The organism is Aquabacterium sp. UBA2148, assembly GCF_002328915.1.
GTDB lineage: Bacteria > Pseudomonadota > Gammaproteobacteria > Burkholderiales > Burkholderiaceae_C > Aquabacterium > Aquabacterium parvum.
Window position 1 is genome coordinate 1 of sequence record NZ_DCXA01000178.1, and the last position, 11,658, is coordinate 11,658.

13 protein-coding genes are annotated in these 11,658 nt (G+C 68.0%); 7 read left to right on the plus strand and 6 right to left on the minus strand.

The genetic code is table 11. The features are described from left to right. The 3 genes from B2W70_RS09960 to B2W70_RS09970 all read left to right on the plus strand — a co-directional run. Nucleotides 1-327 (plus strand): YraN family protein (locus B2W70_RS09960; RefSeq protein WP_286745339.1); only part of this gene is annotated, 327 nt, incomplete at its 5' end. 93 nt (nt 328-420) lie between these two features. Continuing rightward, nucleotides 421-999 carry an SIS domain-containing protein gene (locus B2W70_RS09965; protein WP_058086616.1) on the plus strand — a complete coding sequence of 193 codons (579 nt, stop codon included), beginning with the start codon at nt 421-423 and terminating at the stop codon, nt 997-999. A 35-nt stretch (nt 1,000-1,034) separates the two neighbouring features. Further along, nucleotides 1,035-1,700, plus strand: a complete 666-nt coding sequence (locus B2W70_RS09970; RefSeq protein ID WP_286745344.1) for a BON domain-containing protein — start codon at nt 1,035-1,037, stop codon at nt 1,698-1,700. Nucleotides 1,701-1,785: 85 nt separating this feature from the next. Here B2W70_RS09970 and B2W70_RS09975 read toward each other — a convergent pair whose 3' ends face one another. From B2W70_RS09975 to B2W70_RS09990, 4 genes are read right to left on the minus strand one after another with little or no spacing between them, the layout of a single operon-like run. Continuing rightward, nucleotides 1,786-2,694 carry an NAD(P)-dependent oxidoreductase gene (locus B2W70_RS09975; RefSeq protein WP_286745346.1) on the minus strand — a complete coding sequence of 303 codons (909 nt, stop codon included), beginning with the start codon at nt 2,692-2,694 and terminating at the stop codon, nt 1,786-1,788. Nucleotides 2,695-2,705: 11 nt separating this feature from the next. Next, a complete protein-coding gene (locus B2W70_RS09980; RefSeq protein WP_286745347.1) occupies nt 2,706-3,842 on the minus strand; it encodes a PilT/PilU family type 4a pilus ATPase in 1,137 nt (378 codons plus the stop codon). A gap of 56 nt (nt 3,843-3,898) precedes the next feature. After that, on the minus strand, nt 3,899-4,546 hold the full coding sequence (locus B2W70_RS09985) for a Crp/Fnr family transcriptional regulator (RefSeq protein ID WP_286745350.1): 648 nt from the start codon (nt 4,544-4,546) through the stop codon (nt 3,899-3,901). Between the two features lies 1 nt (nt 4,547). Continuing rightward, the gene (locus tag B2W70_RS09990; protein ID WP_058086611.1) at nt 4,548-5,591 is read right to left on the minus strand and encodes a type IV pilus twitching motility protein PilT; all 1,044 of its coding nucleotides are present in this window, start codon (nt 5,589-5,591) and stop codon (nt 4,548-4,550) included. A 38-nt stretch (nt 5,592-5,629) separates the two neighbouring features. Here B2W70_RS09990 and B2W70_RS09995 point away from each other — a divergent pair, with 38 nt between their 5' ends. The 4 genes from B2W70_RS09995 to proC are packed head-to-tail and all read left to right on the plus strand — an operon-like array spanning nt 5,630 to nt 9,832. Further along, a complete protein-coding gene (locus tag B2W70_RS09995) occupies nt 5,630-6,316 on the plus strand; it encodes a YggS family pyridoxal phosphate-dependent enzyme (RefSeq protein ID WP_286745353.1) in 687 nt (228 codons plus the stop codon). 38 nt (nt 6,317-6,354) lie between these two features. After that, nucleotides 6,355-7,086 (plus strand): response regulator transcription factor, encoded by a 732-nt coding sequence (locus B2W70_RS10000; protein ID WP_286745355.1) that lies wholly within the window; start codon nt 6,355-6,357, stop codon nt 7,084-7,086. Further along, on the plus strand, nt 7,083-9,002 hold the full coding sequence (locus B2W70_RS10005; RefSeq protein ID WP_286745358.1) for a hybrid sensor histidine kinase/response regulator: 1,920 nt from the start codon (nt 7,083-7,085) through the stop codon (nt 9,000-9,002). The genes B2W70_RS10000 and B2W70_RS10005 overlap by 4 nt, the downstream gene beginning before the upstream one ends. Before the next feature lie 8 nt (nt 9,003-9,010). Further along, on the plus strand, nt 9,011-9,832 hold the full coding sequence (gene proC, locus B2W70_RS10010; protein ID WP_286745360.1) for a pyrroline-5-carboxylate reductase: 822 nt from the start codon (nt 9,011-9,013) through the stop codon (nt 9,830-9,832). Between the two features lie 66 nt (nt 9,833-9,898). Here proC and ubiA read toward each other — a convergent pair whose 3' ends face one another. Both ubiA and B2W70_RS10020 read right to left on the minus strand, forming a co-directional pair. Continuing rightward, nucleotides 9,899-10,795 (minus strand): 4-hydroxybenzoate octaprenyltransferase, encoded by an 897-nt coding sequence (ubiA, locus tag B2W70_RS10015; RefSeq protein WP_286745362.1) that lies wholly within the window; start codon nt 10,793-10,795, stop codon nt 9,899-9,901. 7 nt (nt 10,796-10,802) lie between these two features. Beyond that, nucleotides 10,803-11,658: TolC family protein (locus B2W70_RS10020; RefSeq protein WP_286745364.1), on the minus strand; the 856-nt coding region annotated here is incomplete at its 5' end.

The window sequence follows — 11,658 nt, forward strand, 5'->3', positions numbered from 1 at the left end:
GCCTTGCTCTACCTGCAGCAGCAAGGCCTGGCGTTGGTGGAGCGCAATTATCGGGTCGCGCGGGGCCCCGGTGCGCGCGGCGCCGAGGTGGACCTCATCATGCGCGATCGCGACGGCACGCTGGTGTTCGTCGAAGTGCGCCAGCGCGCCGATGGCGAGCACGGTGGTGCGGCGGCGTCAGTCACCCGCGGCAAACAGCGGCGCTGCATCCTGGGGGCCAGGTTCTACCTGCAGCAGCTGAGCGTGTGGCCCCCTTGCCGCTTTGACGTGGTGGCGATCGATGGGGTTGAGTTGACTTGGTTGCAGGCGGCGTTCGACGCCAGCTGATGGGCGTGGAGATGGCAGGCAGGGCAGCCTCGTTTACTTGTGTTCACCTGCTGATCGCGGGTTGACCCGGCCCCCTGGCTTATCATCGCCCGCATGTCGGACACGTCCTATCAGTCTCCGCAGCTGCAGCAGCCCCTGCTGGAGACCGCTGACTGGCTCTACCAGTCCTCGGAGCGGCTGGCGCAACAGCTCCATTACGCGGCCCAAGCCGTCCTGCACACGATCACCACGGGTGGCCGGGTGCTGTGCGCCGGTGAAGGCGAAGCCGCCTGGCTGGCGCAGCAAGCGGCACAGCTGCTGATCTGCGGCACCGGGCGCGATCGCCCGCCCCTGGCCGCGCAGGCCCTGTCGCCTCCCTCCCACGCGGGCCAGCCCACACTGACGCAGCAAGTGCGCGCACTGGGGCACCCCGGCGACCTGTGGCTGGCCTTCTCGATGGAGCGCAACGAGGCCGACCTGAAAGCCGCCAGCGAAGCCGCCAGCGAGCAGGACATGACCCTGGTGGCGTTCACAGGCGAGGCCGCGAGCGTGCTGGGCCCCCTGCTTCGCGACACCGATGTCTGGGTGCCACTGCCCGGCACCCAACCATCCACGCTTTTTGCCATCGGATGGCTGGCCCTGCACGCGCTGTGCGCCACCGTCGACAACCAACTGCTGGGAGAGGCCGCCTGAGGCCATCCCTGACACCCCTGCCGGAGACACGCTCGATGACCCGCCAACCTTCTCGCCGCACCGCCCATCGACTGGCGCTGGCCGCTTTGGTGGCCGCCCTGGGCGCCACCACCCTGAGCGCTTGTGCGCCACTGATGCTTGGTGGCGCCGCCGCCAGCGCCTTCGTCGCCACCGACCGCCGCACCTCCGGCATGCAGGTCGAGGATCAGGGCATCCAGCTCAAGGCCGGCAGCCGCTTGCGTGACACGCTGGGCGGCCGCGGCCGGGTCAACGTCAACGCCTACAACCGCACCGTGCTGCTGACTGGCGTAGTCGACTCCGACGCCGACCGCGCCGCCGCCGAGCAGGCCGCTGCCCGCGTGGAAAACGTCGTCAAGGTCATCAACCAGTTGCAAGTGGGCCCGACCGCCTCGCTGAGCACGCGCTCGAGCGACGTGCTGCTGGCCGGCAAGGTGCGCGCCACGCTGGTCGACGCACGCGACCTGATGAGCAACGCCTTCGACATCGTGGTCGACCGGGGCGAGGTCTACCTGATGGGCCTGGTCACCGAGCGCGAAGCCAACCGGGCGGCCGAACTGACGGCCAGCATCCCCGGGGTCAAGAAGGTGGTCAAGGCGTTTGAGGTGATCACGGAGGACGAGCTGGCCAACAAGCTGCCGCGTCAGCCGGCAAACAGCGGCGCCGCTTCTCCGAGCAACTGAGCCCAGGGCGCCCGAGCCTCGATCTCGGGCGATTTGCGACGAGCCCGCGCGTTGGCGGGCTCGCAACCTGGTTGATGCCGACGCGTCAGCGCAGCCGGCGGATCAGGCTGGAGGTGTCCTGCCGACCGCCGCCCATGGCCTGCACGTCGGCGTAGAACTGGTCGATCAGGGCCGTGGCGGGCACGCGCGCGCCCAGGCGGCGGGCCTCGTCGAGCACCAGGCCCAGGTCCTTGCGCATCCAGTCGACGGCGAAGCCGAAGTCGAATTCATCGCGGACCATGGTCGGCCCGCGGTTGACCATCTGCCAGCTGCTGGCAGCGCCCTGCGAGATGACCTCGATCACGCGCGGCATGTCCAGCCCGGCTTTCTCGCCGAAGGCCAGGGCTTCGGCCAGGCCTTGCAACAGGCCGCCGACGCAAACCTGGTTGACCATCTTGGCGAGCTGGCCCGAGCCGCTGTCCCCCAGGTGGGTCACGGCCCGCGCGAACGCGGCGATGACCGGCTTGACCTGATCGAACGCAGCCGGGTCGCCCCCACACATGACGGTGAGCACGCCGTTGAGCGCGCCCAGGTTGCCGCCGGAGACGGGCGCGTCGATGAAGGCCACGCCCTGCTGCGCGGCGCGCGCGGCGATCTCGCGGGCCACCTCGGCCGAGGTGGTGGTGTGGTCGACGATGAAGGCGCCAGGCTTGAGACCGCGCAGCACACCTTGTTCACCGCAGCAGACCTGGCGCAGGTCGTCGTCATTGCCCACGCAGGTGAAGACGATGTCGGCGCCCTGCCCCAGCTTCACGGCTTCGAGCGGGGTGGCGGCGAACCGGCCGCCGTGTTCATGCACCCAGGCTTCGGCCTTGGCGGTGGTGCGGTTGTAGACGGTGACGTCGTGGCCGGCGCGCTGGAGGTGCGCGGCCATGGGGGAGCCCATGGTGCCCAGGCCGATGAAGGCCACGCGGCGAGCCTCGGTGGGCTCGTAGGTCTTGTTGGCCAAGGTCATGCCGCGGGCCTTCAGACGATGTGCATGTGCTCGGTGCCCGCGCCCAGGTCCTGGTTGCGCGCGCGCTGGCTGTTGAGCTTGATCTGCAGGCGCAGGTCGTTGACGGAATCGGCGTTGCGCAGCGCGTCTTCGTAGGTGATGTCGCTGCCTTCGAAGAGGTCATACAGCGCCTGGTCGAAGGTCTGCATGCCCAGCTCGCGCGACTTCTTCATGATCTCCTTGATCTCGCCGACCTCGCCCTTGAAGATCATGTCGGCGATCAGGGGCGTGTTGAGCAGGATCTCGACCGCGGCCACCCGGCCCTTGCCGGCCTGGCGGGGCATCAGGCGCTGGGACACCAACGACTTGAGGTTCAGCGAGAGGTCCATCAGCAGTTGCGGGCGGCGCTCTTCGGGGAAGAAGTTGATGATGCGGTCCAGCGCCTGGTTGGCGCTGTTGGCGTGCAGCGTGGCCATGCACAGGTGGCCGGTTTCGGCGAACTGCACGGCGTGCTCCATGGCCTCGCGGTCGCGGATTTCACCCATCAGGATGACGTCGGGGGCCTGACGAAGCGTGTTCTTCAGTGCGATCTCCCAGCCATCGGTGTCGATGCCGATCTCGCGCTGGGTGACGATGCAGTTCTTGTGCGGGTGCACGAACTCGACCGGGTCTTCCAGCGTGATGATGTGGCCGTGCGAGTTCTCGTTGCGGTGGTCGACCATGGCCGCCAGCGTGGTCGATTTGCCCGAGCCCGTGGCGCCCACCAGGATCACCAGGCCGCGCTTGGTCATGACCACGTCTTTGAGCACCTGGGGCAAGCCCATGCTGTCGATGGTCGGGATGACTTGAGGGATCACGCGCATGACCAGGCCCACGTGGCCCTGCTGCACGAAAGCGTTGACGCGGAAACGGCCCACGCCACCCGGTGAGATGGCGAAGTTGCACTCCTTGGTGCGCTCGAACTCGGCGGCCTGCTTGTCGTTCATGACGGAGCGGGCCAGGGCCAGCGTGTGCTGCGGTGTCAGCGGCTGCGGCGAGACCTTGGTGACCTTGCCGTCGACCTTGATGGCGGGCGGGAACTCGGCCGTCAGGAACAGGTCGGAGCCGCCGCGCGAGATCATCAGGCGCAGGAGGTCGTTGATGAATTTCGAGGCCTGATCGCGTTCCATGAGGTGTCTGCCTGTGGTGGGTTCTGGTGTGTGTTGCGTGAGGGTGCGCTGGCGCTTCAGCCGGCCGTCAGCAAGGCGCCAAGTCGGGCGCTGAGCTGGCGCATGCGCAGCGACAACCTGCGCGCGACCGAGGCCATCAGCGCCATGCCCAGCCTGGGCTCTTCGATGGCGAGCTCATCCAGTGCGCTGGCGGTGACCACGGCCAGCGAGACCCGGCTGAGCGTCACACACGATGCGAAGCGCGCGCCGGCGTCGAGCAGCGACATCTCGCCGAGCACGTCGCCTTCGCGGGCTTCGGCCAGGCGGGCGCGGGCGCCGGTGGGCTGCACGCGGTCCACTGCCACCAGGCCTTCGAGCACGATCAGGGCGTAGTCGCCCTTCTCGTCTTGCGCGATGAGCTCGCGCCCCGGCGGCACGGTGACGAAGTCCAGGTGTTCGAGCAGCTTGCGCTGGTCATCGGGCGACAGCGAAGCCATGAGGGCGTCCTGCCCCCAGGCCTTGATCAGCAGCTTGAGGCCGGTTTCGGGATCAAGCCCGTGGGCGCCCACAGCCAGGCCACGGGCGTTCCAGGCGGAGGTGGAGCGGAAGTCTTCCGGCCGCTCCATGAACTGCGTGGCGAAGAAGCCTTCGTCGTCGGCTTCGGCCGGGGTGTCGGCACCCGGGTTGCGGGGACCACCGACAAATCGATCAAGGAAACGCTTCATGTCAGCCCGGGAAGTTCTCGGGGATCTTGGCCTTGGCGCGGGCCTCGGCGGGCGAGATCACGTTGCGACGCACCAGGTCGGAGAGGTTCTGGTCGAGCGTCTGCATGCCCATGGCGTTGCCGGTCTGGATCGAGGAGTACATCTGGGCGATCTTGTTTTCGCGGATCAGGTTGCGGATGGCGGGCGTGCCGATCATGATCTCGTGGGCGGCGACGCGGCCGTTGCCGTCCTTGGTCTTGCACAGCGTTTGCGAGATGACGGCCTGCAGCGATTCCGAGAGCATGGCGCGGACCATGTCTTTTTCGGCAGCCGGGAAGACGTCGACGATCCGGTCGATGGTCTTGGCGGCGCTGGAGGTGTGCAAGGTGCCGAACACCAAGTGGCCCGTTTCGGCCGCGGTCAGCGCCAGGCGGATGGTTTCCAGGTCACGCATTTCACCCACGAGGATGGCGTCCGGGTCTTCGCGCAGCGCCGAGCGCAGCGCGTTGGCAAAACTCAGGGTGTGCGGGCCGACTTCGCGCTGGTTGATCAGGCACTTCTTGGAGTCGTGCACGAATTCGATCGGGTCTTCCACCGTCAGGATGTGGCCGTACTCGGTTTCGTTCAAGTGGTTGACCATGCCGGCCAGCGTGGTCGACTTGCCCGAGCCGGTGGGGCCGGTGACCAGCACCAGGCCGCGCGGCTTCAGAGCCAGGTCCTGGAACACCTTGGGCGCGTTGAGCTGCTCCAGCGTCAGGATCTTGGAAGGAATCGTCCGGAAGACGGCGCCCGCGCCACGGTTCTGGTTGAAGGCGTTGACCCGGAAACGCGCCAGCCCCTGGATCTCGAACGAGAAGTCGCACTCCAGCGTCTCCTCGTAGTGCTTGCGCTGCATGTCGTTCATGATGTCGTACACCATGTCGTGGACCTGCTTGTGGTCCAGCGCATCGACGTTGATGCGGCGCACGTCACCGTGGACGCGGATCATGGGTGGCAGACCCGCAGACAAGTGGAGGTCGGATGCCTTGTTCTTGACCGAGAACGCGAGCAGCTGGGTGATATCCATGGATGATGCGGGTTTGATACGACGTGTGAAGAACCATTATGGCGACGATCTCGGAGAAGCTACAACTCGTTCGGGGCAGGATTCACGCCGCTGTTTCCCAAACCGCACGCCCCGAGGGCTGTGTGGACCTGCTGGCGGTGAGCAAGACGTTTCCAGCGGTAACCGTGCGCGAGGCGGTGGCGGCAGGTCAGCACCGATTTGGTGAGAACTACGTCCAGGAAGCCCTGGACAAGATGGCCGAGCTCGCCGACCTGCGCGGGCAGATCGAGTGGCACATGATCGGCCCCATCCAGAGCAACAAAACGCGTCCCGTGGCCGAACACTTCGACTGGGTGCACACGGTCGATCGGCTGAAGATCGCACAGCGCCTGAACGACCAGCGGCCGGCGCACCTGCCGCCGTTGCAGGTTTGCATCCAGGTCAACACCAGCGGCGAAGACAGCAAGAGCGGCACCTCGCCCGATGAAGCATTGAACCTGGCCCGCGCGGTGGCCGCCCTGCCCCGGCTGCGCCTGCGCGGGGTCATGGCCCTGCCCGCCCCCACCGCCGAGCCCGCCGAGCAAAACCGCCAACTGGCGCAGGTGCGTGTCGCCTATGAGCGCCTGCGTTCTCAGGGTCTTCCCTTGGATACCTTGTCGATGGGCATGAGCGCCGACCTGGAAGCCGCCGTGGCGCAGGGCTCCACCTTGGTGAGGGTGGGAACAGCCCTATTCGGACAACGCTGAGAGCCACTTAAGATGGTCGACTGAAACACCGACCCGTCATGGACGCACATCGCCCCTCCCACTACCTGCTGGTCGATGACCACAGCCTGATCCGCGAAGGCATGATGCAGGCCATCCGCAGCCTGGATCCTTCTGCGCGCTTTTCGCAGGCCAATTCGCTGGCGACCGCCCTGGCACGCATCGACGACAAGTCTGCCGAGCCCATCGACGTGGTCCTGCTCGACCTGGGTCTGCCTGACAGCCGCGGCATCGCCACGCTGCAGACGGTGCGCCAGGCCGCGCCCATGCAGCGCATCGGCATCATCACCGGCCACGCCGACGTGCAGATCGCGCTGGAGTGCATCCACCACGGCGCCTCGTGCTTCATCCCCAAGCTCGCCGAGATCGACGGCTTCACCAGCGCCCTGCAGGCCCTGGTCGAAGGCCGCCTGCACTTCCCCTCGGAGTTGCTCTCGCCCAGCGAGGTGGACTTCCCGACGCCCGACGACGAAACCGCCCGCCGCACCATCCGCCTGACCCCGCGTCAGAAGGACGTGCTGGAGTGGCTGCTCAAGGGCTGCACCAACCACGCCATCGCCTCGGCCCTGGGCATCAGCGCGGAAACCGTGAAGCTGCACGTCAGCGCCATCTTCCGAGCCTATGGCGTGCACAGCCGCACCCAGCTGGTTCTGCTGTGCTCGCGCAGCCCGCAGGCCGTGGCGCCCATCGCTTCGGCTGAGTCCGGCGGTGGCAGCGGCCTCGACAGCGGCCCGAGGAAAGCCCTGGCGTGAGCCTCCTGCGACGGTCACTCAGGGGGCTGTCGCCAATCGAGGCGCGGATCGACCTGCAGCTGTTGCACGACAGCTGGCGCCACTCACCCGGCTCGCTCATCGGTCAGTTCGCCGGCCTCATGCTGCTGGGCTGGATGGTGCATGGCTGGCACATGCCGCACTGGCGCTGGGCCGTGCCGGCATTCGGCCTGCTCATCGTCTGGGGCGTGGTCGTGCTCCAGGTGCGCGAGTTCAACCGCTTCGGCATCACCGAATCCGGCTACGGCACCTGGCGCACGCGGCTGCTGACCTGGCACATCCTGGAAGGCTCGCTTTGGGGCCTGATCGCCATCGCTTTGCTGGGCGTGTCGGGCAGCGAGTGGCGCATGACCATCGTGACGGCGGCCATCGTCTATGGCTTCACCATCATGTTGGTGACCATCCACGACTGGGCCGTGGCCTTCGCGGGCAGCGTGCCCGTGCTGCTGCTGGTGGCCGGCCGGCTGCTGATGGACGGCAGCGACAGCTCGCACTTTCTCGCCCTGGTGCTGATCGCCGCCTTGCTCACCTGCATGGGCGTGGCCCTGGGCGTGAACCGCCGCCTGCGCGAAGCGGTGCTGCTGCGCCACGAAAACGCCGGCCTGGTGCTGCAGCTGCGCGACGAGATCAACAAGGTGACGCAAGCCAAGGCTCGCGCCGAAGCGGCCGACCGGCAAAAAGGCGAGTTCTTCGCGGCCGCCAGCCACGACCTGCGCCAGCCCCTGCACGTGATGATGCTGCTGAGCAGCGCGCTCAAGCCTGCCATCCAGGGTGCCGAGGGCCTGGACCTGCTGCGCAAGCTGCAGACCTCGCTGGGCTCGCTGGGCAGCATGTTCGAGAAGATGTTCTTCGTGGCCCGCATCGACGCGCAACGCGTGGACTACCGCGCCACCGCCTTGCCCCTTTCTGACCTGTGGCAAAGGCTGGACAGCGAATTCTCCGTGCTGTGCCAGAGCAAGGGCCTGCGCTGGCACCTCGAGCCCACCACCGAATGGGCCCAAGCCGATGACCACGTGCTCGATCGCATCCTGCGCAACCTGCTCAACAACGCCGTGCGCTACACCGAGTCGGGCGAGGTGAGGCTGCGGGCGCGCAAGCGCGGGCCCTGGGTGATCTGCCAGGTGTGGGACACGGGGGTGGGCATCCCCAGGCAGTACCGCCACCGCATCTTCGACGACTACTTCCAGGCGCACAACGACGGCCGCCTGAGCAGCGAAGGGCTGGGCCTGGGCCTGGCCGTGGTTCGCCGGCTCAGCATGCTCGGGCCGACACCGGTGCGCGTGCTGTCGCGGCCCGGTCAAGGCACCTGCTTCAGCGTGCGGCTGCCGCGACTGGTGCCAGCCACGCCAGCCGAGGCGCCGAACGACACGTCCACCCCATCCAACATCCAGCACGCGGACCGCCTCCCCATCGCCGAAGCGGTTGCCACGGACGGACACAACTTGCCACCGAAGGCCGCTGCGCCCGAGGTGCCGACGCGCAGCGGCCTGGGCCTGGTTCTGCTGATCGAGGACGACCCCCAGGTGCGCGAGAGCACCGCCCTCGTGCTGCGCCAGGCCGGCTGGCAGGTGGCCGCTGCCGCCCACCCCGACGGGGCCATGGCCGAGATGGCCGCCATGCAGGACGACGGCCGCCTCATCGACGGCGAGATGCCTGTGGCCCTGGTCAGCGACCACCGCCTGGGGCTGGACGTCACCGGCCTGCAGGTGCTGGGGCAATTGCGCTACGAATTCGGTGAAGACCTGCCCGCCCTGTTGCTGACGGGCGAGATGCCCGCCGGCCTGACCGAAGACGCCGCCCAAGCCGGTGTGCAGTTGGTGAGCAAGCCCATCGACGCGGAGGGCCTGATCGCCCTGCTCACCGAAGCCACCGCCAACGCCCCGATGGATGCGGCATGATCTCGGCCATGAACTCCCCATCCATCGACATCGCCTTCATCGGCGGCGGCAACATGGCCACCGCCATCATCGGCGGGCTGTTGCGCCAGGGTCGCGCCGCCGCCAACATCCTCGTCATCGACCCGGTGGCCGAGCAGCGCGAGCGCTTGCAAACCTCGCTGGGCGTGCAGACCGCCGCGGGGCCCGACACCGCCCTGTCGCAAGCGCGCACCGTGGTGTGGGCCGTCAAGCCCCAGCAGTTCAAGGAAGCGGCGGCCGCTTGCGCAGCGGCGTGCCCACAGGCCCTGCACTACAGCGTGATGGCCGGCCTGCGCACCGACGACATGGCCCGCCTGCTGGGCACGCCCCGCATCGTGCGCGCCATGCCCAACACGCCGGCACTGGTCGGCCAGGGCGTGACCGGCGTGTTCGCCCGCCCCGAGGTGACCGCCGAAGAAAAGGCCGACATCGCCAGGATGATCGAGCCCACCGGTCAGCACGTGTGGGTCGAGCGCGAGGCCGACCTGGATGCCGTGACCGCGCTGTCAGGCTCCGGCCCAGCCTATGTGTTCTATTTCATCGAAGCGATGGTGCAAGCGGCCGAGGACATGGGGCTGAGCGCCGAGCAAGGGCGCCAGCTGGCGCTGGCCACCTTCGGCGGAGCCACGTCGCTGGCGGCGCAATCCACCGACAGCCCGGCCACGCTGCGCGAGCGGGTGACGTCCAAGGGTGGCACCACGCACGCGGCGCTGACCTCGATGGAGGCAGCGGGCGTCAAAGCCGCGTTCGTTGCCGCGATGTGTGCAGCGCAACGCCGCGCGGGCGAATTGGGCGACGAGTTCGGTCGCTGAGCGCGCACCGGCCACCCCGGCCGCTGCGGCTCGCTCATTGACCGCGTGGCCAGCTCAGGTGGTGGCTCAGGTGGTGGCCCAGTGGCTCGACCGGGCCGCGTCCAGCGCCACGCCCAGCCACACGGTCATCCCCAACCAGTGGTTCAGGCGAAAAGCCTGAAAGCACGCCATGCGCTCGCGGTGGCGGATCAGCTTGAAATGCCACAGGGCCTGGGCTGCGGCCAAGGTCAGCGAGGCGTCGAACACCCAACCACGCCCGAAGGCCTGGCCCGCCTGCCACCAGCACCCCACGCAGATCGCGTAGAAAGCCATCACACCAGCCACATCAAAGCGGCCCAAGGTGATCGCCGAGGTGCGCATGCCGATCTTGAGGTCGTCGTTGCGATCGACCATGGCGTACTCGGTGTCGTAGGCCAGCACCCAGGCGAGGTTGCCCAGCACGATCCACCACACGGCGGACGGCACACTGCCCTGCACCGCCGTGAAGGCCATGGGGATGCCGAAGCTGAAGGCCACGCCCAGCACGGCTTGCGGCATCGAGAAAAAGCGCTTGGTGAAGGGGTAGACGATGGTCACCGCCAGCGCCCCGAAGGACATGGCGATGGTCTGCCAGTTGGTGGTGAGCACCAGCGCGAAAGACACCAGCGCCAGCGCCGCGCCCACCGCCAAAGACTCTTTGACCGAGATGCGGCCACTCGTGACCGGACGCTGCGCCGTGCGCTCGACGTGGCGGTCGAAGTCGCGGTCGGCCACGTCGTTGACGGCGCAACCCGCGCTGCGCATGAGGATGGTGCCCAGCGTGAACACGGCCAGCAGGTGCCAGCCAGGAAAGCCGCCCGCCGCCAGCCACAGCGCCATCCAGGTGGGCCACAGCAGCAGCAACCAGCCCTGCGGGCGGTTCCAGCGGATCAGGTCGAGGTACAGCGAGCCGCGCTCGCGCCAGGTCAGGGTGCTCGTGTTCACGCCGAGATTATCGGGCGACCGCCTGGCCCTGAGCCACTTGCGTCGCAGGCTGTGTGCTCGAAGGCTCGGCACGCTGGGCCTGGCCCTGCCCTTCCACCCAGCCCCCGCCCAGCGCCTTGTAGACGCTGATGTGCGCCTGCTGGCGCGCAAGTTGTGCCTGGATGTGGGCTTGCTGCGCCGCGAACAGCGCACGCTGGGCGTCTAGCAAATCAAGTTGGCTGGCCACGCCGGTGTCGTAACGCAAGGTCGACAGGCTCAGGCGTGCGGCTTCGGCTTGGGCTTGCGCCAGCTGGGCCTCGGCCTGCTCGGCGTAAGTTTGGCGGGCCACCAGCGCATCGGCCACTTCCTTGAAGGCCGATTGGATGGCTTTGTCGTACTGGGCGATGGCGATGTCGCGGCGGGCCACAGCGGCGTCCACACCTGCGGCGGTGCGGCCGGCGTCGAAGATGGGTGCCAGCAGCGAGCCACCGAAGCTCCACGCAAAGCGGCCGTCGGTGAACAAGTCGCTCAAGGAGTTGCTCACGGCACCGGCGCTGGCCGTCAGGCCGATGCGCGGAAAGCGCGCTGCACGCGCCGCACCGATGTTGGCGTTGGCGCCGATGAGAGCCTGCTCGGCCTGGGCCACGTCGGGGCGCTGCAGCAACACCTCGGAGGACAGGCCCACGGGCAACTCGCTCAGGCCCGGCCACAAACTGGCTTCAACAAACTGCTCGGCGGCCTTGCTGCGGGTTGGCCGGGTGTCGGAGCGGGCCTCGGACGCCGCCGGTGGGGCGCTCGCAGCAGCCTTGGCCAGCGACTCAGGCGCGGGTGGCAACCACTCGGCGGGCACCGGCTTGCCCACCAGCACGGCCAGCGATTGCTGG

Bases quoted from the DNA above. Each gene is read 5' to 3' on its own strand.
- proC (WP_286745360.1), top strand. From the start codon at position 9,011: ATGAACTCCCCATCCATCGACATCGCCTTCATCGGCGGCGGCAACATG.
- B2W70_RS09970 (WP_286745344.1), top strand. From the start codon at position 1,035: ATGACCCGCCAACCTTCTCGCCGCACCGCCCATCGACTGGCGCTGGCC.
- B2W70_RS09985 (WP_286745350.1), bottom strand. From the start codon at position 4,546: ATGAAGCGTTTCCTTGATCGATTTGTCGGTGGTCCCCGCAACCCGGGT.
- B2W70_RS09990 (WP_058086611.1), bottom strand. From the start codon at position 5,591: ATGGATATCACCCAGCTGCTCGCGTTCTCGGTCAAGAACAAGGCATCC.
- B2W70_RS09980 (WP_286745347.1), bottom strand. From the start codon at position 3,842: ATGGAACGCGATCAGGCCTCGAAATTCATCAACGACCTCCTGCGCCTG.
- B2W70_RS09965 (WP_058086616.1), top strand. From the start codon at position 421: ATGTCGGACACGTCCTATCAGTCTCCGCAGCTGCAGCAGCCCCTGCTG.
- B2W70_RS09995 (WP_286745353.1), top strand. From the start codon at position 5,630: ATGGCGACGATCTCGGAGAAGCTACAACTCGTTCGGGGCAGGATTCAC.
- B2W70_RS09975 (WP_286745346.1), bottom strand. From the start codon at position 2,694: ATGACCTTGGCCAACAAGACCTACGAGCCCACCGAGGCTCGCCGCGTG.
- B2W70_RS10000 (WP_286745355.1), top strand. From the start codon at position 6,355: ATGGACGCACATCGCCCCTCCCACTACCTGCTGGTCGATGACCACAGC.